Annotated in this window: 18 protein-coding genes; 11 read left to right on the top strand and 7 right to left on the bottom strand. The window is 58.2% G+C overall.

Going from position 1 to position 21,115, the window contains the following annotated elements; translation table 11 throughout:
• Window positions 1-27 precede the first annotated feature (27 nt).
• The 5 genes from AC6IY8_RS12365 to AC6IY8_RS12345 form a co-directional block, all read right to left on the bottom strand.
• A complete protein-coding gene (locus tag AC6IY8_RS12365; protein WP_497774796.1) occupies window positions 28-198 on the bottom strand; it encodes a hypothetical protein in 171 nt (56 codons plus the stop codon).
• Between the two features lie 224 nt (window positions 199-422).
• Window positions 423-974: a VanZ family protein gene (locus AC6IY8_RS12360; protein WP_497774795.1), complete on the bottom strand. Its 552-nt coding sequence runs from the start codon at window positions 972-974 to the stop codon at window positions 423-425.
• A gap of 115 nt (window positions 975-1,089) precedes the next feature.
• Entirely contained in the window at window positions 1,090-2,601 is a 1,512-nt protein-coding gene (gene guaB / locus AC6IY8_RS12355) for an IMP dehydrogenase (RefSeq protein ID WP_497774794.1), read from the bottom strand.
• A 229-nt stretch (window positions 2,602-2,830) separates the two neighbouring features.
• Window positions 2,831-3,823 carry a carboxypeptidase-like regulatory domain-containing protein gene (locus AC6IY8_RS12350; RefSeq protein ID WP_497774793.1) on the bottom strand — a complete coding sequence of 331 codons (993 nt, stop codon included), beginning with the start codon at window positions 3,821-3,823 and terminating at the stop codon, window positions 2,831-2,833.
• 121 nt (window positions 3,824-3,944) lie between these two features.
• The gene (locus tag AC6IY8_RS12345) at window positions 3,945-4,730 is read right to left on the bottom strand and encodes a hypothetical protein (RefSeq protein ID WP_497774792.1); all 786 of its coding nucleotides are present in this window, start codon (window positions 4,728-4,730) and stop codon (window positions 3,945-3,947) included.
• A 429-nt stretch (window positions 4,731-5,159) separates the two neighbouring features.
• On the opposite strand from AC6IY8_RS12345, the gene rimP reads away from it, so the two are divergent.
• The 9 genes from rimP (at window position 5,160) to era (ending at window position 16,411) form a co-directional block, all read left to right on the top strand.
• Window positions 5,160-5,654, top strand: coding sequence for a ribosome maturation factor RimP (rimP, locus tag AC6IY8_RS12340; RefSeq protein ID WP_497774791.1), 495 nt, complete (start codon window positions 5,160-5,162; stop codon window positions 5,652-5,654).
• 131 nt (window positions 5,655-5,785) lie between these two features.
• Window positions 5,786-7,273: a transcription termination factor NusA gene (gene nusA / locus AC6IY8_RS12335; RefSeq protein ID WP_497774790.1), complete on the top strand. Its 1,488-nt coding sequence runs from the start codon at window positions 5,786-5,788 to the stop codon at window positions 7,271-7,273.
• 197 nt (window positions 7,274-7,470) lie between these two features.
• On the top strand, window positions 7,471-10,647 hold the full coding sequence (gene infB / locus AC6IY8_RS12330) for a translation initiation factor IF-2 (RefSeq protein WP_497774789.1): 3,177 nt from the start codon (window positions 7,471-7,473) through the stop codon (window positions 10,645-10,647).
• Window positions 10,648-11,071: 424 nt separating this feature from the next.
• Window positions 11,072-11,776: an outer membrane beta-barrel protein gene (locus AC6IY8_RS12325; RefSeq protein WP_497774788.1), complete on the top strand. Its 705-nt coding sequence runs from the start codon at window positions 11,072-11,074 to the stop codon at window positions 11,774-11,776.
• A gap of 102 nt (window positions 11,777-11,878) precedes the next feature.
• Entirely contained in the window at window positions 11,879-12,172 is a 294-nt protein-coding gene (locus tag AC6IY8_RS12320; RefSeq protein ID WP_497774787.1) for a DUF503 domain-containing protein, read from the top strand.
• Between the two features lie 301 nt (window positions 12,173-12,473).
• Complete coding sequence (locus tag AC6IY8_RS12315; RefSeq protein WP_497774786.1) at window positions 12,474-13,526, top strand: PhoH family protein; 1,053 nt, start codon at window positions 12,474-12,476, stop codon at window positions 13,524-13,526.
• Between the two features lie 86 nt (window positions 13,527-13,612).
• Window positions 13,613-14,122 (top strand): rRNA maturation RNase YbeY, encoded by a 510-nt coding sequence (gene ybeY / locus AC6IY8_RS12310; protein ID WP_497774785.1) that lies wholly within the window; start codon window positions 13,613-13,615, stop codon window positions 14,120-14,122.
• Window positions 14,123-14,125: 3 nt separating this feature from the next.
• The gene (locus AC6IY8_RS12305; RefSeq protein ID WP_497774783.1) at window positions 14,126-15,406 is read left to right on the top strand and encodes a hemolysin family protein; all 1,281 of its coding nucleotides are present in this window, start codon (window positions 14,126-14,128) and stop codon (window positions 15,404-15,406) included.
• A gap of 9 nt (window positions 15,407-15,415) precedes the next feature.
• Complete coding sequence (gene era / locus AC6IY8_RS12300; protein ID WP_497774782.1) at window positions 15,416-16,411, top strand: GTPase Era; 996 nt, start codon at window positions 15,416-15,418, stop codon at window positions 16,409-16,411.
• A gap of 161 nt (window positions 16,412-16,572) precedes the next feature.
• Here era and AC6IY8_RS12295 read toward each other — a convergent pair whose 3' ends face one another.
• Window positions 16,573-18,384, bottom strand: a complete 1,812-nt coding sequence (locus AC6IY8_RS12295; protein ID WP_497774781.1) for a TonB-dependent receptor plug domain-containing protein — start codon at window positions 18,382-18,384, stop codon at window positions 16,573-16,575.
• A 184-nt stretch (window positions 18,385-18,568) separates the two neighbouring features.
• Here AC6IY8_RS12295 and AC6IY8_RS12290 point away from each other — a divergent pair, with 184 nt between their 5' ends.
• Both AC6IY8_RS12290 and AC6IY8_RS12285 read left to right on the top strand, forming a co-directional pair.
• Window positions 18,569-19,027, top strand: coding sequence for a MarR family winged helix-turn-helix transcriptional regulator (locus AC6IY8_RS12290; protein WP_497774780.1), 459 nt, complete (start codon window positions 18,569-18,571; stop codon window positions 19,025-19,027).
• A gap of 163 nt (window positions 19,028-19,190) precedes the next feature.
• On the top strand, window positions 19,191-19,664 hold the full coding sequence (locus AC6IY8_RS12285) for a thioredoxin fold domain-containing protein (RefSeq protein WP_497778629.1): 474 nt from the start codon (window positions 19,191-19,193) through the stop codon (window positions 19,662-19,664).
• An 84-nt stretch (window positions 19,665-19,748) separates the two neighbouring features.
• Here the strand turns inward: AC6IY8_RS12285 and AC6IY8_RS12280 are convergent, their stop codons facing one another.
• Window positions 19,749-21,098: a sigma-54-dependent transcriptional regulator gene (locus tag AC6IY8_RS12280; protein WP_497778628.1), complete on the bottom strand. Its 1,350-nt coding sequence runs from the start codon at window positions 21,096-21,098 to the stop codon at window positions 19,749-19,751.
• Window positions 21,099-21,115 lie beyond the last annotated feature (17 nt).

Here is a 21,115-nt window from a genome sequence, read left to right as displayed (position 1 = left end):
TTAGCACGGGAGAGCGCCTAGGGGTCTCTAGCGCTGTTTTGGTGATTTGGCTTTCATCGTGGCTTTCTGAGCATCGCCCTTGTGTTCGCGGTTGTGGCGTTTCACGGCTTTCGCAATTTCGTCCGACGAAAGCTTGCTGTGGCTCTCGTTGTGGAGCACGTCGTTCGTTATATTCGCGTCCTTCTGATTCGTATCCATGACTCCTCCTCTGAAGGTGCGTTGCGCCGCACAGCTTGCGCTCTTCGCATGTGCCAGAGCGCAGTCGCCGGATTCAGTGATGAGGAGATCTGGAGGGCGGGTCAGGAGAACCCTGAGGCGCTCAGTTCGCCAATCACTGAGCAGCGTCGCTTTCCTATCAGGATAGTCCTATTTCGAGAAAGCGGCGCAGATATCCAGCGCCGCTGATCGTGCATGAAAAACTGCTAATCTCCCGCGACTTGTTCTTCGCGACTCCACGAGGCTGAGGGTGCGCTCTGGCAAATCCAGTTTGCCTTAACCCACACCAGGCTCACGGCAACTACTGCGGCGCTGGTATCGAGCACCACGTCATGCCATGCTCCTGTGCGGCTGGCAATGCTCATCTGGTGCAGTTCATCGGAAGCCGCAACGCAAAAGGTGAACAACACCGCAAGCGCAGCCCACTCGGCGCGCCACCATAGCCTCCGCACCTGGATGCCGGCCGTCTTGATATACCCTGCATAATCGTGCTGCATCCAGTACGTTCCTCGCAGCAGCATCATCCAGCAGAAGCCTAGCGTGCCATAGCCAATGGCGTGCCCGCACTTGCGCAATACCAGGTTTACCAGATCGAGCTGGCGTGCTCCGAGGTGAATCCCCAGCGCAAGAAGCAGCTCCTGCAACTGGTGTCCTGTGTGCGCTCCCGAGAAGGCGTCCGTGGACTCGATCTTGATCAGCGTCAGCATTACCAGCAAAGGCACCCAGTAATGCCAAAAGAGTTCTCGTGCGTGTTTCAATCTTCCTCGCAGAAACCGGATGCAGTTACCCAGTTCGTTAGACGGAACGAGCAAGAGCCCAAACCTAAGCCCCTGCTCGTCTGCTTCATCAGATGCGATCGCTACCGCCTCGTGCCTACTCTGCACGGTAATTCGGAGCTTCGCGCGTGATCGTCACGTCGTGAACGTGGCTTTCCTTCAATCCAGCGCCGGTGATGCGAATAAACCGTGCATTGTGATGCATATCTTCAATTGTCTTGCATCCTACGTATCCCATGCCGCTGCGCAGTCCGCCCACCAGCTGGTGAATCATCATGGCCACAGTTCCACGATATGGAACGCGTCCCTCAATGCCTTCCGGCACCAGCTTCGCCAGGCGGTTGCCCTCGTCGCTGCCCGCGTCGAGACGTCCATGGGTAAGCCCCGGATCGTCCAAACTCTGGAAGTAGCGCTCGCTCGAGCCCTGGGCCATTGCCCCCAGCGAACCCATCCCGCGGTATGCCTTAAACGTTCGACCCTGGTACAGAATCGTTTCGCCCGGGCTCTCTTCGGTTCCCGCCAGCAACGAGCCGACCATAACCACGCTCGCTCCCGCCGCAATTGCCTTCGAAATATCGCCCGAGTACTTGATGCCGCCGTCTGCGATCACCGGAACTCCGGTTTCACGTGCCGCCCTCGCCGCTTCGGCGATAGCGGTGATCTGTGGAACGCCCGCGCCGGTTACCACGCGCGTCGTGCAGATCGATCCCGGCCCAATGCCGACCTTCACGCCGTCTGCGCCGCACTCGATCAACTCTTTCGTGCCTTCGTACGTAGCGACATTGCCTGCCAGCAGCGCCACGTCCGGCAGCGCGTGCTTGATGCGCTTTACGGCTTCCATCACGCGTGTCGAGTGCCCGTGCGCGCTGTCAATCGCCAGCACATCGCACTTCAGTCTCACCATCTCCTGCGCGCGTTCCAGGTAATCGCCCGTGGCGCCAATCGCTGCGCCTACACGCAAGCGTCCCTGCTTGTCCTTGGCTGCACCCGGATACTTCAGCTTCTTCTGGATATCTTTTACCGTGATCAGTCCCTTGAGCTCGTAGTGCTCATCGACCACCAGCAGTTTTTCCACGCGATGCTGATGCAGTATGAATTCGGCTTCTTCCAGCGTGGTTCCCACCGGCACGGTGATCAGGTTGTCTTTGGTCATCACTTGCGAGATGGGAATGTCCGTGCGCGTTTCAAATCTCAAATCGCGGTTCGTAAGAATGCCAACCAGCTTCTTGCCCTTCGTTACCGGGACGCCGCTGATCCTGTAGCGCTTCATCAACTCCAGTGCGTCGCTGATATTGCGTTCCGGCTCAATCGTCACCGGATCGACGATCATTCCGCTTTCCGAGCGCTTTACCTTGTCAATCTCGCCCGCCTGCTGCTCGATCGTCAGGTTCCGATGCACAATGCCCAATCCGCCCTGCTGTGCCAATGCAATTGCCATGCGCGACTCGGTAACCGTGTCCATGGCGGAGCTGATGATTGGAATATTCAGGCGAATATCGCTTGTGAGCTGGACCTGTGTGTTGGTTTCGGCCGGAACCACATCGGACTTTGCTGGCAACAGCAGCACGTCATCGAAGGTCAGGGCCTCTGGAACCGGGAAGTTAATCATGCAGATTGTCCAAGAGGGAGGTCATACAGCATTGTATGAAGTCCATTCACCTCATGCAAACCAAGCTCTCTTTTGTGCGCCGCCATACGTTATAGCAGCGATAAAAACTTCCGATTTCACAAGCCGCAAATCCTGGTGCATTCTCTAACTCGTAGGCAATACAGCAGGGTTTACCAAAGTTCCTCCTAGGCCGGAAGGCGGTGACGACCGCTTACTCCGGCCACCTTTTTTACTTCACTTTTCCTCGCGATGTGAACCTCGGCAACACATATTCCTGAACCAGTGCGCTCGCCACGCGCTCCGCCGTGCTGATGGCAAAATTCCCAAGCACCAGGCCAGCCCCTCGGTTCGACTCCGGATAGTACAGGTTTGAGATCGCCGACGAAGCCAGGTCGCCGCCCATGCTGGAGTAATTTGGCTGCCATTTTCCGTTATCGCCCTTGCAGACAAACGGATGCATCATCGCCTTCATGGCGCGGTGCTTGCTCCCCGGCCCCTGGTAGAAGTAGCGCGGGTCCTGGTGCAGTAGCGACGGCAGAATCGCGCCGCCGATCATAATGTCCGAGAATCCGTCGGCGGCAATCACTCCAAATCGCTGGCCATAGCCCTTGAATCCCTGCTGGAAATCAGGCGTATTTGCCGCCTGCTCGACGCCCGCCAGAAATCCGATTCCGGCTACCGTAATGGGATCGCGTGCCACGCGCATCGCCAGCCGAAACTTCAGCTTCGTCGTCATTGGCTCGGCATTGGGCTCATACACAACGTAGAAGTTCGGAATGATTCCAAACACTCGCTGTGCTTCCTCTACCTCGACTTGCTGTGTGGCGATCTCCTCCGGCGAGTAGGTCACATCCACCGTCGTGGTCGCCTCCGCAATCCGCAGTTTGGCTCCAGTCAGAATCTTGTACTGTCCAGCGGCAAGAACGATCTCAGGCGAATCCCATTTAGCGAAACCATCTGCCGTAACGTGAACCCGGTAGGGAATCTCGGGCTTTAGATCGTGAGCTTCAAAGAAACCCCTGTCGTCAGTCCGTAGCATGTGGCGGTCAGTCGAATTCAATCCATCCACAACGACGGCGGCTCTGGGAACTGGGTCATTGTTCACGTCCGTAACTGTGCCAATCATGCTCGCCGCCTGAGGCGTGGGCTGATCCTGAGCTTCGACCAGTGACCCAAAGACAAATACCAAAGCCATAGCCAACCAGAGGTTTCGAATCTTCACTTCTGCTCCAATACGTTCCGGAGAACCGGCGACAAATAAAAATCAATCGATCAACTTAATTATATCAATTGATATATTTTCTTGGTGCTGAGACGTATCCCGGTCACCTAAAATTCTGTCTTTATGGATGTCGGTGAAGTACGTGGGTTGCGATATCTGGCCAAAATTCACGAAAAGTATTTGTCAGCGCATCGCGCATGAGTGCCAGGGCGTACTTGCTGGCTACTTCTCCCACCGTCCTGTCTTTCGCGGGGTAGTAGGTGGTCGAGACTGCCTGTGCGATCCCTCGTCCCATCAGTTCGGACACATTGACCGTCTTGTTGCCCTTGTAAGTGGGTGCAATCACAATCGTCGACAGCGCGTACAAAGTTCGGCTTGGGATGCTGCCGCTGCCCTTAGTGTAAAAGCGCGGGTCCTGGTGAAAGATCGTAGGCAAGGCGAACAGGACAAGGTAATTGCCGTCTGTCTTATCTACATAGCCGCGCCACGCATAACGCCAGAATCCCGGGACTCCCTTGCCGAGTTGCGGGTGAGTATCTTCACCTTTCGCGATCATCGAGGTAAGTCCGCTGAAGAGAAATGCCGAGTAGTCGAAGCTGTTTCGGGTCGCCAGCATGAACGCCTGTTTCGCTGTCGGTTCGGTGCGAGGAGCCCCGGCGCTCACGGCCCGGTAGTTGGGCATGATCCCCAGAATGCGCTTCGGTTGCTGCTTTGAAGGCGCGACCTGCTGGTTCTGCGGCGTCACCTTGGAGTCCTGTGAGTCCTTCGGTTCCGGAGCGTCCGGCAGTTCAGGCTTATCCGTGGCGACCGCGGGAGCCGCCGAGGTTTCTGCTGCAGGCGCATCGCTGGGTGTGGTTTGTGACTGCGCAAAGCACAGGGCAGAGGATAGGATAAGCGTCGCGGCCATCGATAAGCGCAAAACTCGGCATACTCCGTGTGAGTGGGACATCAGTTTCGATTCTATTCAGTGGCCGGGGGATGATTAGCTTGCCTGAATCTTTTTCCACCTTGCGAATATCAAATTTCTCGGATTCGGTTGCGCTTCACCTTAGGCGGCTTCCAGGTGATGGATTCTGTATAGTCTGTCGGCCTTGGTTGTAATCCCTATAGAACCAGCGCTATACTCTTAGGTGGTAGCTGCGGGTGGTATCCCTCTGTGCCCTCGGGTAGGGCCGGATGAGAGCAGCGGCGGAACCTTTTCTGGTCCGCGTCCTGGTTTCAAACCCCTGTCCATTTGCGACGTTGGCGAAGGCAGGCAGCCGTCAGGCCTGTAAAGGGGAGCTACGGTCGTTCACAGTTGGCAGCGTAAGTTCGCTGCGGAGTCCTGAATTTAAGCATGGCTTTTGCGTTCGATAAAGTTCGTGAGATTGCCGAGAGAGTCGCCCAGTCCAACGGTCTGATCGTATGGGATCTGGAGATGAAGGGAAGCGGTGCAAATCGCACCCTGCGCATCTATATCGACAAACCCGAAGGCGTAACGCATGAAGACTGTGCCGATTACAGCCGCGAGGTATCGACCATCTTCGATGTCGAAGAAGCGGTGCCGGGCGGTGCGTATCTGCTCGAGGTTTCCTCTCCCGGACTCGACCGCAAGTTGTTTCGTCCGGAGCATTTTTCGCAGTTCACGGGCAGTCTCGTAAAGTTCAGCACCCGCGACTTGCTGAATGGCAATCGTCATTTTGAGGGACGCCTGGTAAGTTTTGCCGACGGCCAGCTTACGGTCGATCTGGATCAGGTCGCCAGCCGCAAGAAGGCCAAGACTCAGGGGGGCGGCGTCATCGTCGTGCCTTTCACCAACGTCGAGAAAGCCAGCCTGGTACCCGAGTTTTAGTTTCGCAGTCGTTCCACTCAGCGCGGTGGTGACCGCGTGCAACATCCAACAAGCTGATTCCGGTGCGAGGCCGGGGCAGGGAAGAATACAACCGGGGCCGTGCCCCGCATACGTTGAGGTGGCAGGAAATTATGGCAAGTGAACTTTATAACGTGATCGACGCGTTGAGCCGCGAGAAGGGAATCGATCCCGAGATCGTCGTCTCCGCTGTTGAGGATGCCATTGTTGTCGCCACGCGCAAGTTCTATAAGACTCAGGAAAGCCTCCGTGCCGTCCTTGATCGCGAGACCGGTGCCATCCGCGCCTACTCCGTGAAGGAGATCCTTCCCAGCGAAGACGACATCGAGGACCCTCAGATTCAGATCTCGCTCGAAGAGGCGCTCAAGATCAGCGAAGACGCCGTTGTCGGCGGCGAGCTTTTGCAGGAAAAATCCATTGAAGGTTTGGGCCGCATTGCCGCCCAACTCGCCAAGCAGGTCATCTTCCAGAAGGTGCGCGAGGCCGAGCGTGACACGGTATTCAACGAGTATCACAGCCGCGTCAATGAGGTTGTGAACGCGACCGTCAAGCGCATCGAAGGCCCGGACTACATCTTCGAGTTGAGCAAGGCCGAGGCTCGCATGCCGCGCAAGGAGCAGTCCAAGCTAGAGTCCTTCGCTGTCGGCGAGCGCGTTCGCGTCGTCATTGTTCGCGTCGAGAAGGCGACCAAGGGACCTGGTGTTATTGTTTCGCGCGCCGCTCCGGAACTGGTGATCAACCTGTTCCAGACCGAAGTGCCGGAAATCTACGACAACACCGTCGTCATTCGTGCCATTGCCCGTGAAGCCGGCGAGCGTACCAAGATCGCCGTCATGTCGCGCGATAAGGATGTGGACGCCGTTGGCGCCTGTGTTGGCATGAAAGGCATGCGCGTGCAGTCCATCATTCGCGAACTGCGCGGCGAGAAGATCGACATCATCGAATATCACGAGGACCCCGTGGTCTTTGCCGAAAAGGCACTGCAACCTGCCAAGGTCTCCAGGGTTTCCATTGTGAGCAGTCAGGACAAGCATCTCGAGGTCATCGTTGACGACACCCAGCTCTCGCTTGCCATCGGCAAGAAGGGGCAGAACGTTCGTCTGGCCGCCAAGCTTCTCGGCTGGAAGATCGACATCAAGAGCGAAGAAGAGAAGCGTCAGGAAGTCGAGCAGCAGATGAATTCGCTGGTCGGCGGCACATCGACCTCGCTTGATCAGATTGGCGACGAGTTGAGCGAACCGGTTCTTGAGAAGCTGACCGAAGCCGGCATCAGCACCGTCGAGTCGCTGGCCGACATGACTCCCGAGGAACTAGAAGCCATTCCCGGTATCGGTCCGGAGACGGTCGAAAAGATTTCGGTTGCGGTCAACAACTACTTCTTGCGGCTTGATGCCCAGCAGGCGCCCGCAGCCGAGGCCGAAGCTGAAGCTGTTGATGTTGAGTATCCTTCGGACCCGATGCTTGCTGCCGAGTCCGAGGTTGAAGCTCCGGATGCAAACGCTTCCGATGAGCAGGCAGAGGCGCAGGCTGAAGAGACAGCTTCATTGGAAGAAACGCACGAGGAGCACCCGGGTGAGCACGCCGACCCGGCGAATAAATAGGTTTTTGGGTGTGGCTTTCGGGCCACGCCTGCGGTTGTTTTGGGAAGCAGTTCCTGGGCCGGTTCGCCGAGTGTCCAGGCAAACGCAGCATGGATGTCTTCAATCAAGACATCTCCAGTAGATGTATCGCGCTCACGCGCAGCCACACCGAATCCGGGCAGGTGGAGACCGGCGTGGCATAAGGAAATGAACGGCGGATGAAGATTCGAATCAACGATCTGGCTCGCGAGCTGGAAGTTAAAAGCAAACAGATTCTCGACGTGCTCGTTAAGGTGGGCGTCACGGAGAAGAAGACCCATTCCAGCTCCGTGGAAGCCGATGAAGCCGACAGGGTACGCAAATATTTCCATGAGATCAGCGGTGCATCGGCCCGTCATCGCACCGGCGGAGAAGAGTTCCGTCCCAAGATCGATCTCTCCAAGATCTCCAAGCCCGGCGACGCTCTGAAAGCAATTTTGGCGCGCAAGGAGCAGGCTGAGAAGGCTGCAACCACCGTGAAGCCTCCGGTTGCTCCTCCGCCCGCGCCGCCCAAGGCGATTGTCAACAAGCCGACGGCGCCGAAGGTTGTACCTCCGGCTGCCCAGGCGACGCCGCCTGCCGCACCTCCGACCCCCGAGCGCGCTCCGCGCCTCGTCACGCCGGAATCGGTCGCGCAGCGCGCGCATCATGCTCGTGTCGAACCGCCCAAGGCTCCCGTTACTCCTGCGGTTGAGGTTCCCGAGGCTCCGGTTGCATCCGCGACGCCTGCGGCTCCTCCCGCTGAGCGCGTGACCGAGGCTCCGGCCAAGCCAACGGCAGTCGAGACCGCCGAGCCCGAAAAGGCTCCGGCCGCGCCAGCCCCGGCTGCGCCCGCCGCGGCAGCACCTTCCACACCGGCTCCAGTTACGGCCGCGCCGCCTTCGGATGGCAACGCCAAGGCTCCCGCTGCACCGCCCGCCAAGGAGGCCGAACCTGCGCCCGCCGCGTCGGTCACAGCTCCTGGCGCTCCGGCGAAACAGGCGCCTGCAAAGCCGGTTCAGAACGCTCCCGGCTCTACACGTCCGCCGCTGCCCGGCCAGCCTGCACCTCCGCCGCGCCGCATGATCGTGCCGCAGACGGGGCCGCGTCCGGTTTACACCGCGCCGCCACCGCCGCCACCTCGCGCGCCGCAGCCGCCGTCCTCCATGGGTAACCGCACCGGTCTGCCCGTGCGCGGACAGCCCATTTTCCAGCGTCCTCGTCCCGGACAAGGTCCGGCCGGAGCTCAGGGAGCACCTGGCTCGCGTCCGCCGTTCCGTCCTGGCGAGCGTCGTCCCATGCACCCGACTCGCAGTGCGCCGACTCCTGGCGGTCGTCCTCCCATGGGCGGACGTCCCGGCATGGGTGCGCGTCCTGGTGGTCCCGGACGTCCAGGCGGCCTCTTAGGTCCTGCTGCCGGAGCTCCGCCTCCAGGCACTGCTCCGCGTCCCGGAGCTCGTGCTGGTGCGCCTTCCCGCCGTCCCGGACAGCGTTATCAGGCTCCTCGCGGCAAGCAGGAAGGGCCGATGAAGGGTTTCACGCCGCCACCACGGCTGTCGCTCAGCAATGAGCCCATGCCGATTACTCGGAATATCACCATCTCCGAGGGTGTCAGCGTAAAGGATTTGGCAGAAAAGCTCGAAATCCGCGCCAAGGATCTCATCGCGCGCCTGCTGGCTCGTGGCGTATTCGCCACCATCAACCAGACGCTCAGTGAAGAGCTTGCTCGCGACATGGCTCGCCATTTCGGTGCCGAGAGCTCGGTCATCAGCTTTGAAGACCAGATTCAGCAGGAATACGATGCACAGGCCATCGAGCAGGAGAACGAAGCGGTGTTCAACACCGTTACCCGTCCTCCGGTAGTCACCATCATGGGCCACGTCGACCACGGCAAAACCAGCCTGCTCGACGCGATTCGCTCCACCAACGTTGCCGAAGGCGAAGCTGGCGGCATCACCCAGCACATCGGCGCTTACAAGGTGAAGATCACCGATCCAAACTCGCCTGCCTTGGGGCGCGAGATCGTCTTCCTCGATACCCCGGGCCACGAAGCGTTCACCCGCATGCGTGCTCGCGGTGCCAAGGTGACCGACATTGTCGTGCTGGTCGTTGCAGCCGATGACGGTGTCATGCCACAGACCATTGAGGCCATCGATCACGCCAAGGCCGCCAACGTTCCGCTGATCGTCGCGGTCAACAAGATCGATAAGCCTGACGCGCAGCCTGATCGTGTGAAGAAGCAGTTGGCCGACCGTGGCCTGCTCCCGGAAGACTGGGGCGGCGACACCATCTTTGTGGACGTTTCGGCCAAGAAGCACACGAACCTCAACCAGGTTCTCGAAATGATCTGCCTCGTGGCTGACATGAAGGAGCTCAAGGCCACGCCCGAGCGCCTCGCTACCGGCAGCGTACTCGAAGCCAAGCTTGATCGTGGACGCGGCCCGGTTGCTACCGTCCTCATCGATAACGGCACCCTTCACGCTGGCGAAAACTTCGTCGTGGGCAACATCTTCGGCAAGGTTCGCGCCATGTTTGACGATCGTGGACGTTCCATCGAAGAGGCTGGTCCCTCGACCCCGGTCGAGATCCTCGGACTCGAAGGTCTGCCGCAGGCAGGCGATCAGTTCGTGGTCGTGGCCGAGCGCGAGAAGGCCCGCGAAATCGCCGATTACCGCGAAGCCAAGGCGCGTGAAGCCGTGCTGGCCAAGACCGCCCGCGTTTCGCTGGAGGGTCTGGCGCAGAAGATCAAGAACGAAGGTACCAAGCAGCTCGACATCATTCTCAAGGGTGACGTGCAGGGTTCGGTCGAGGTCATCAACGACCTGCTGACCAAGCTCTCCAACGAACAGGTTCGCATCAATGTGCTGCGCTACTCTGTCGGCGCCATCACCGAGAGCGATGTTCTGCTGGCTGCTGCGTCGAACGCCATCATCATCGGCTTCAACGTTCGTCCTGAACGCAAGGCGCAGGAAATGGCCGAGCAGGAGAAGGTCGATATCCGTCTCCACTCGATCATCTACGAATTGCAGGATGAAATTAAGAAGGCGATGACCGGACTGCTCGATCCGACCATCAAGGAAACCTACCTTGGCCGCGCCGAGGTCAGGGACACCTTCCGTATCCCCAAGGTCGGCACCATCGCCGGCTGCCAGGTGATCGATGGTCTCATCAAGCGCGATGCCGAAGTGCGGTTGCTCCGCGACAACGTGGTTGTCTTCAAGGGCAAGGTTTCCTCGCTCAAGCGTTTCAAGGATGACGCCAGCGAAGTCCGCAACGGCATGGAGTGCGGTATCGGTATCCAGAACTACAACGATGTGAAGGTCGGAGACGTTATTGAGGCCTTCCACAGCGAGAAGGTAGCAACGCAACTGGCTTAAACGTATCGAGTGCCAGTGGCGACACTGGCACCCTTTACGACCGATGTGAAAAGTCCCGAATTTCATTTTTGAGGTTCGGGATTTTTGCGGCCCAAGGTACAGTTCCGCCTTTGACCTTGGTGAATGTGGTACTCAGTGACAATTTTCTCGATCGCCGTGGCGGGTTCGGTGTACCATTCCTGCGCTTAATTCAGCTACTTTGAGTGAATTGCTGAGAATGGGGAAGTGGATACGCCTTTAGCTGGAGGAGCAGCGCTTTGTAACGCTTGCCAAATCCAGTCTTTTTGTTGAGAGATAAAGGATTCAGTTCGGCGGGCAGGTCTAAGCAATGCCCGAGGATTCAGTAAGAAAATTCAGAGTTCATTCTCGATTTCATGACTAGCAACGATCGGGAAGCTCAATTTGCAATCAGGGGAGCCCAGGAATGAAGAAACTCTTTATTATTTCAGCGCTGCTTTTTGCCCTTTGTACCGGCGCTTTCGCACAGCAGGACTACGTCGGCCGTTACGACGTATTCACTGGATTTAGCTATCTCAACTCGCCCAAGCTGAACCTTCAGCAGCGCGGATTCAACACACAGATCGGCGCCAATCTCACGCGCTGGCTGGCCTTCGGCGTTGATTACAGCATTCAGGAAGGCCGCGCCTCTCTCGTCACCCGCGACCTCAAGCCTTCGCTGCAGACGACGCTCACTGGTTTCGTCGGACCCACGGTAGCCGGTGCGCTGTCCGTACCCTTCGATGCCACCACCCAGACCTACACCATTGGCCCACAGGTCACCTACCGGCACTTCAAGAAGGTCACATTCTTCGCACACCCTTCCATCGGCATCATCCACGAGAACATTTCTCTGAATGCAACCGAGGGCTCGCCCCAGCCTTATGCAACGCTGATCGTTCCGAAACTGGTGCAGGCTGGAATCCTGAACAGCACCAAGCCCAACGACACGACTTACTTCTATGGTCTTGGCGGCGGTGCTGACTACAATTTGACCAAGCACTTCCACCTGCGTGCCGATGTCGAGTTCGTGCACGTGTTCCTGTACAGCGATCTCCTCAAGGACTCGCGCAACAGCGTGCGTGTTTCCGTCGGTCCCACGTTCAGCTTCGGTAAGAACGTCACAAAGTAACCATCGCCACAGCAGGGACAAAGGCTTCGTTCTCTGAGCGAAGCCTTTCGTTTCTTCGCTTGCTTTTGCCTCTAGCTTGTCTCTACACTGGGCGCCCAAGCCATGCCCATCGCTTATCTCACCCTGGAACTCCGCATCGAAGCAGCGCAATCGCTCAAGGATCGTCGTCAGGTCTTGCGCAGCCTTAAGGACCGCCTTCGTTCCGGATTCAATGTCTCTGTTGCCGAGATCGAGCCCTCCGACCTGTGGCAAACCGCGATGTTAGGAGTCGTTGCCGTTTCTCCTTCACGTGACTACCTTGAAGGCATGATGAAGCAGGTCGAGTCCGCAGCTCTCCGCATTGCCAACAATCATGGCGCCGAGATCACCGACAGCTTCGTAGATTTTCTCGATTAAGTTTTTGCCTTGAGGTCTGGATTTCTTCTACATCAGGCGACTATTTGCCCCAGTCCACATCTAATAAGTGGCACAGATGGCAGCACCAGTGGTCGGCCAATTCGCGTTCTCTCCCTCGCCTGCGCTTCTTTTGTTGACTCGGGGCGACGATGGGGTTACGCTCCTGCCCAATGGTACTGCTTTCATTCCGAAGCGGCATTTCCGTTGGCTCCGCACTCTCGCGTCTCCGCCTCAAAAACTCAAATGGCTTCAGCGCTTCGTATCCGCGCATTTCTGCGCCAGAGGTGAATCGAAACTCTAGATGAAGAAAAATATTGAACTTCGTCCCAATGTCGAAACCCTATTCGGTACGCGTGACGAGAACCTTCATCTGCTTGAGGACGGACTGAACGTAACGGTCGAGCTCAAGCCCAATTCCATCCAGATTGACGGCTCCGCCGAAGATGTAGACCGCGTGGAGCAGGTTTTCACCGACTTTGATTACCTGCGCTCTCATGGGCACAATCTCTTCAATGGAGAGCTCACGTCCATGCTGCGCGTGTTGGTTGCCGATCCTGCCGTCACCCTGCGTCAGCTTGCCGAGGCAGGCAAGCAGCGCTCTGCTGGCAGCAAACGTCAGGTGCAGCCCAAGAGCCTGAATCAGCGGCAGTACCTGGATGCAATTGAGCAGAGCGACATGGTCTTCGGCATTGGACCCGCCGGAACCGGTAAGACATATCTTGCCGTGGCCATGGCGATTTCGGCCCTGTTGTCCAAGAAAGTTTCGCGCATTATTCTGGCACGTCCCGCGGTCGAGGCTGGCGAGCGGCTTGGTTTCCTGCCCGGCACCTTGCAGGAAAAGGTCGATCCCTACCTACGCCCGTTATACGACGCGCTTTACGACCTGTTGGAGCCCGAGAAGGTGGACCGCTTCCTCGAGAAGAACGTCATCGAGATCGCTCCCATCGCGTTCATGCGTGGCCGCACTCTCAATGATTCGTTTGTCATTCTCGACGAAGCCCAGAACACCACCAGCGAGCAGATGAAGATGTTCGTCACTCGCCTCGGCTTTGGTTCCAAGGCGGTCATTACCGGCGACGTCACTCAGATCGACCTTCCCAACCCTGGCCGCAGCGGTCTGGTTGAGGCCATGAGCGTGTTGCAGGGAGTAGAAGGCATTCGCTTCCAGATGTTCAACGAGCACGATGTCGTCCGCCATCACCTCGTGCAGCGCATCATTCGTGCCTATGAGGATTTTAAGGTGCGCGACGAACGCCAGCTTAGCCTCCAGTTGGAGAACGATGCTTCGCGTACCGCCGCTGAACTGACGCCCATGACTGAGAAGGTAAATCCGACAACGACCGTCCAGCAGTAGCCGTTTCGGTACAATAGCGGGAGAGCCTTGTGCTCTCCCCTTTTCCTTTTTCCGTGGAATCCGGGTGCAGCCCGGAACTGAGAATCGTGATCCTCGAACGACGAAAATCGAAAGACCTGAGCCGCTTGGCCCTCGCACGTTTTGCCAACCGCGCTCAGAAGGTCGCCGGACTCACCGGTGAAGTCAATATCCTGCTCACCGGCGATGCTGAAATCCAGCGCCTCAACGCGCAGTTCCGCCACAAGGACAAGCCCACCGACGTGCTTTCCTTCCCCTCTGGAGACGGCGGCGATATCGCCATCTCGCTCCAGACCGCACGTGCTCAGGCCATTGAGATCGGCCACGACCTCCATACCGAGGTCAAGGTTCTCATCCTCCACGGCATGCTGCACCTCGCCGGACACGACCACGAGACTGATCGCGGCCAGATGCTCCGCCTTGAGCGCCGCCTTCGCGCCGAGTTGAATCTCCCCGCCGGCCTCATCGAGCGCACAGTGGACGACAAGCAACCCGCTCCCAGGGTTGCGAAAGCCAAGCGTAAAACTTCCGGCAAGCCGCGCACCATCTCTGCCGCCGCTGGCCGGGGAAGGCCGTAGTCTATGGCCCTCGCTTTTGCTTTTCTCCTGCTTTCCGCACTGCTCGTCATCAGCGCATATGCCTCGCGCCTCTACACCGAGAGTGGAAAATTCCTTTCGCGCGAGTTCCAGGAGAACATCGAGATCTTCGAGCACCACATTGAGCCGCGCCTCGGATTCAACCACCATCGCGCCGCTCTGTCTTTTGCTCTGCTCGAGCAGCTTCTTACGGCATCGATCTGCTTCCTGCTGGCCTACTCGCTTTTTTCGCGTCCCGCGTGGAACGCCGAAGAGCTGGCAGAGACCGTGTTCTTCGCCGTCGTTGTCGTACTCATCTTCGACCGCTTTCTGCCCTATCTGTTTTTTTCGCGCACTCGCGGAGGCTGGCTCATCCGCTTCACGCTGCTTCTGCGCCTGCTCATCTGGGCTGTTTTCCCGCTCACTCTCTTCCTCGGATTCCTCCAGTCCGTCGTCTCTCTCACCCGTCCCGAGAACGCCGACGAAGAACCCGAGCACCCCTCCGAAGCTGTCGATGCACTCATTGAAGCTGGCCAGGACGAGGGCATTCTCGAGGAAAGTGATCGCGAGCTGATTCACTCGGTTGTCGAGTTCGGCGACAAGACCGTGCGCGACGTCATGACTCCTCGCCCCGCGGTTATCGCCGTTTCTGCCGACACCACCATCGAGCAGATTACCCAGTTGCTCTCGCAGCATCCATTCTCGCGTCTGCCCGTCTATCGAAACGATGTCGATCACATCGTCGGCATCATCTCCGCCCGCGATCTTCTTCAAGTTGCCGACAGCGAAGCTCCGCGCCGCATCGCCAGCAGCCTCATGAAATCCGACGTGTACTTTGTCCCCGAAACCAAGCGTGCCAACGAACTGCTCAACGAGATGCAGCGCGCGAACCGCCGCATGGCCATCGTCGTGGATGAATACGGCGGCGTCGCCGGACTCGTCACCGTCGAAGACCTCATCGAAGAAATCGTTGGCGAGCTCAGCAATGAAGGCGAGCAGCGCAACGAAGTCGTGCGCGAGAGCGACAGCAGCTACATCGTCCTCGGCACGCTCGATGCCGACCGCCTCGAAGAGCTCTTTGGCCTGCATCTTCCCGAGGACCATCACGCCACCACCGTCGGCGGCCTCGTCACTGAAATCGCCGGACACATCCCTCTACCCGGCGAAGTCGTCAACGAAGGCGATCTCCGCTTCGAGATTCTCGAGTCCACCGCGCGCCGTGTCGAAAAGCTCCGTGTGCTCACCAAACAGCCGTCCCCCATTCCCAAGAACGGCCCGGTGGAATAGCATCTATAAGTGCATTCAGGATTCGTAACCATCATCGGCCGCCCCAACGCGGGCAAATCGACGCTGCTCAACTCGCTCGTCGGCGAAAAACTCGCCATCGTCACCCACAAGGCGCAAACCACGCGCAGCCGCATCACCGGCATCGTCAACGTCAAGCGTCGCGGTAAGCATTCCGCTGGGCAGATCGTTCTCGTCGATACCCCCGGCGTCCACAAGCCCGAAGACCAGCTCAACCGCCGCATGATGCAGGAGGTCTATGACTCCCTCGAAGGCTGCGACCTCGTCCTTCTCATCGTTGATGTCACCCAGAAGTTCGGCACCGGAGACGAATTCGTCCTTGACATCGTTAAGCGCGCCAAGGTCAAAACCTTCCTGCTGCTGAACAAGATCGATCTCATCGAGAAGGCCCGCCTCCTCCCTGAAATTGAGCAATGGTCTGCGCGTTACGATTTCGCGCAGATCATCCCCATCTCCGCCGAAAAAGAAACCGGCAAAGACGAACTGCTCACCGCCGTTGTCGATGCTCTTCCCGAAGGCCCCAAGTATTTCCCCGAAGATCAGATCACGGATCAACCCGAGCGCTTCATCGTCGCCGAACTCATCCGCGAGCAGATCCTCATCAACACCGCGCAGGAAGTTCCCTACGCCAGTGGCGTGCTTGTCGAGAGATTCGAAGAGGGTAAGAAGCTCACCAAGATTTCCGCCGTTATCTTTGTCGAGCGCGACGGCCAGAAGGCCATTGTCATCGGCAAGCAGGGAACGATGCTCAAGCACATCGGCACCCGCGCCCGCCAGCAGATCGAGCGCATCCTCGGTGTCAAAGTGTTCCTCGAGCTCTTCGTCCGCGTTCGCAAGGGTTGGCGCGACAACGCCAACGACGTCGATGAAGCCATCGACTGGCGCAAGCAGCTCGACGTGCTCACGCGCAAGGACCCCGACGACCACGGTTCCGAGCCCAGACCGCGCAAGACTCAGGCGAAGAAAGCCAAAGCTCCACGCGCCTGAGCACGCGCATCCCAACATTGTCGGCGTACCGGGAGGTTGGCTTTAGTGAAATGTTCTGTCTTCATCGCCACCAGTCTCGACGAGGCTGCCCACACCCATTGCGGACAGCCGAGTTACGCAGGTGGTCCACATCGCCCGCCGTTGGCGAATGTAGCGATCTTCTACTTAGCCCGCCACCTTAATTCCAAGCCCGCGATCACGCCGCGCCCCGGCATTGGCACTCCCGGAATTTCTTCATACTTCGTGTCCGTCAGGTTCGTCAGTTGCACATACGGCTTCACATACCGAAACTCGCGCCCGACTGTCCATTCCACCAGTGGATAAGCGCCGCTCTCAAATCTCTGCAGCGCCGCCACTCTGAATCGTGAATCGAATCCCGCCGTCCTGCTCCACCATGTCGCCACCGCCGCGTGTACCGGGTAGTTGAACACGTACTTCGACTGCAGCCCATTCAGCGCCGCTGCCGTGCCATGCATTCCCGTGTATGCCAGTGCGATTCTCTGTTGCCTCGGCAACTCGCATCGCACATCGACTTCCACGCCAGTAAAGTTCAGGTTGTCGATGTTCTCCGCCGTGTACGCTCCCGTCGATCCCGCCGCGCGCACATAATCAATCACGTCGCGGTCGCGCCGATGAAACACATCTGCTTCCAGCACCACTCCTCGCGCCAGCGACACCTGCACCCCGCCCTCGAAGCTCCACGCCGACTCCGGTTTCAGATTCGGATTCCCAATATTCGCCGGATCGCTGTAATACAAATCCGTATAGGTCGGCAGCCGGAACGCGTGCGAAGCCGATGCCCGCAGCTTCATCCTGCTGTTCACCCAGTACGCTCCCGACACCGACGGACTGAACACCTGCCGTCCTCCGGTGTACAGCTCTTCTCTCGCGCCCACGTTCAACGAAAATCGTCTCAAAGCCCGGGCATCAAAGCTCGCATACCATCCACCCTGATCGCGCACGTGCCGTCCCAGGTTTGTGCTCGCAATCGACTCCCTCATCGCGTCCACGCCGTAATACACGCGCATCGTCTCGCCGACTTTCTCAAATCTCCTTAACGCTCCTTGATACGACTCATCGATGTGATTGTTCTCATACACCGAGGGCCGCGCGCGAAACAGCACAAACTCATCCGTGTGCCGCCGGTACGCAAAGTCCGCCAGCGTCTGCATTCCTATCGGCTGCGTCCACGCCCCCAGCCACCCTTTGCCTCGCTCCCAACTCGGATACGGCCCATAGAATCCCTGCGCCCCATAAGGCCGATCGCTGATGCCGAGCAGCACATCGCTGCGCCCCAGCGCCGTCGTAATCGATGTTTCCGAGGCAATCGCCAGGTTGCGGTAATCGCGATTCGGAATGAATCCCGTCGAGAGCTCGCGCACAAACGTCAACTGCTCGCCAAACTTCTCTCGCGCATAGGTCAGCGCCCCATTCTGCTGATTCGTCCCAAAGTTCCCGATCCCCGCGCCCAGCCTGATCTCGCTCGTCTGCGGCACGCGCGTAATGAAGTTCACCGCCCCGCCCATCGCGTCCGACCCATAGAGCGTCGAGCCCGAACCTTTCAACACCTCCACCCTCTCGACCGATTCGAAAGGGAAGGGAATATCCAGATTGTTGTGGCCCGTCTGCACATCATTGATCCGCAATCCATTGACAAGTATCAATGTCTCGCCAAACGATGCCCCGCGTATCGACACATCCGCCGAGGTTCCCGGTGCCCGCTCGCGCACATCGAGCGACGAATCCTGCTGCAACGCATCAGCCCAGTTGCGATACTGCGCGGGCGACTGCCCCACCTCCACGGTGCTCACGCTGCGATCTGTCTCCTCCAGCGGAACCACGTCATAGCTCCCCGTCACCACTACCTGCTCCTCGTGCCGAGGAATCTTGTTTTGCGCCGCCGGACTCGCCTCCGGCATCCCCTGCCCCAGTGCCGCCGAACAACAAATCAATATGAATACCCAAATCTTCATAATTCCTCGCCTCTATAAATGCAGGTGTCATCCTGAGCGTAGCGAAGGATCCCTACTGCCACCCAAATCTGAACCACCGACCTAGGTCACCAACCACCCGTGCACCTCAAACTCATTCTCATCGCGTGTACCTCCCTCCACAACGATGATTCAATCCCATTCCATATAATTGACAATCTCAATTATGTACAATCGAACCATGCGCATCGATGCCTTCCTCCGCCAAAGCCCGATGTTCGCCATCAACCGTGCCGCACGCCGTTTTGATGCCCTTGCCGCCGACGCCCTCTCCTCCGACGGCCTCACGTTTCTTGAGGGACTTGTCCTCGCCGCCATCTTCTTCGACGCCCCCGTCTCAGCCAAGCCCTCGCAACTAGCCGAAACCTTCGCCACCACTCGTGGCAACGTGAGCCACTGTATTTCTTCGCTCGAAGCCCGCGGCCTGCTGCAGCGCGAAATCGACCCTGCCGACGCCCGTTCCTACTTGTTGTCCTTGAAGCCTCAGGGTAGAAAATCTGCTCTGCGCGTCATTCGTGCCTTCGACCGCCTGCAAGCCGATTTCGAGAATCAGGTTGGCAAGTCACGTTTGGCCGAGATGCTCGACACTCTCCGCAAACTTGAGGCGCTCACATTGCGCTCGTGACTCGCATCCTCCGCTAACTTTGAGCATCTCATTCTCAGGAGGATGCCACATGGCGATCAATTGGAGTAAAGATGTCGATGGTGCTCTCGCCGAAGCCAAGCAGCAGAACCGCCCCATCCTGCTCGATTTCAGTGCTGCTCCCGCTTGAGGCGCTTGCGCTCGGCTGGATGCCGAATCATACGAAAATCAGAACACCGCTGACTTCATCCACAAGAACTTCATCCCCGTCAAAGCCCACATCAAGGAGCATCCTGCCTGGTTCCATCGATTCGGAGCCGTCTGGACGCCCACCGTGCTCGTCCTTGACAGCGAAGGCCATGAGCAAGTCCGTCTTGAGGGATATCTCACCCGCGAAGACTTCCTCGCCGCTCTCGAGAGCGCGCTTGGCCGCATTGCATTCGTGCACAAGAAGTACGACGATTCCGAGCGTTGGTACAACGATGTGGTCACTCGCTACGGCAAGTCGCACTCCGCTGCCGGAGCCATGTACTGGCGTGCCGTATCGCAGTATCAAGCCACCAACGATCACACCGTTCTCGGCAAGGTAGCCGACGAACTTCGTCGGAGCTATCCCGACACCGTTTGGGCCAGCAAAGCCATTCCCTGGCTGCCCAACGAAAAGAAGGAAGCCGCCTAGTTCCGCAAACAAAGTTCCGCCGCAATAAAAAAGGCCTCGCTTCGCGCACCATACACGAACGAGGCCTTTATCGTTTTGCGTCAGCTACTCTTTCACCGCGATCCCCAGCGTCTTCATCTTGCGATACAGATGGCTGCGCTCCAGTCCCAGCACCTCCGCCGTGCGGCTCACATTGCCATTGTTCTCATCGAGCTTCTTCAGAATGTAGTCGCGCTCATACGCCGCCCGTGCCTGGTGTAGTGTCGTGAATTCACCCAGCGATCGCCGCGTTCCCTCGCGATACAGCATCGATGGCAGATGCTTACGCTCCAGCCTCTGCACCGTCGGATTCATAATCACTACGCGCTCGATCACGTTGCGTAATTCGCGCACGTTTCCCGGCCACGAGTAGCGAGTCAGCACGTCGAGTGCTTCGTCCGTAATCTCTTTTGTCCTGCGGCTGTATTGGCTCGAGAACTCTTTCACAAAATGCTTCACCAGCACCGCAATATCTTCCTTCCGCTCCCGCAGCGGAGGCACCACAAACGGAACCACATTCAGCCGATAGAACAGGTCTTCGCGGAAATTCCCTCTTGCAATCTCCTCTTCCAGGTCCTTATTCGTTGCGGCAATCACCCTCACATTTACCGTGATTGGCTCTTCCATTCCCACCGGAGCGAATCGTCCTTCGTCCAACATGCGCAGCACTTTTGACTGCGTCTTCAGGCTCATGTCGCCTACTTCATCCAGAAAGAGCGTTCCCCCATCTGCCTTGCGCAGCTTGCCTTCCTTCTCCGTGTCTGCTCCCGGAAACGCGCCCTTGCAATACCCAAACAGTTCGCTTTCGATCAGGTCTTCCGGAATCGCCGCGCAGTTCACTTCGACGAACATTTCATCCTTGCGCAAGCTCTGCGCATGGATCGCTCTTGCCACCAACTCCTTGCCCGTCCCGCTTTCGCCGTATATCAGCACGCGCCCATTTGTCGGAGCCATCAGCGCGATCTGCTGCCTCAGCGCTTTCATCGGAATGCTGTCGCCCGCGATTTCCGTGTGCGACATCTGCCGTTTCAGTTCCTGATTTTGCGAGCGCAGCTTGCGCGCCTCTGCCGCGTTCTTCACCACAATCAGAGTCTTGTCCAGCGACAGCGGCTTTTCCAGAAAGTCATAAGCGCCCAGCTTCGTCGCCTTCACCGCCGTCTCCACCGTGCCGTGTCCGGAAATCATCACCACCTCCGGACGGTCTTCCAGGTCTTTCACCTTTTGCAGCACGGCCAGCCCATCCATCTGCGGCATCCAGATGTCCAGCAGTACGACATCGAAATGCTGATCCCGCATCAGCGCCAGCCCGCTTTCGCCATCTTCAGCGGGAGTCACGCGATATCCTTCGTCTTCCAGAATGCCGCCCAGTGTCTCGCGAATGCTGGGTTCGTCATCCACCACCAGGATGTGCGTCATCATTTACCTTTCCTGTT

It is taken from the genome of Koromonas soli (assembly GCF_059726265.1).
This window is presented reverse-complemented; position numbering and strand designations above follow the sequence as displayed.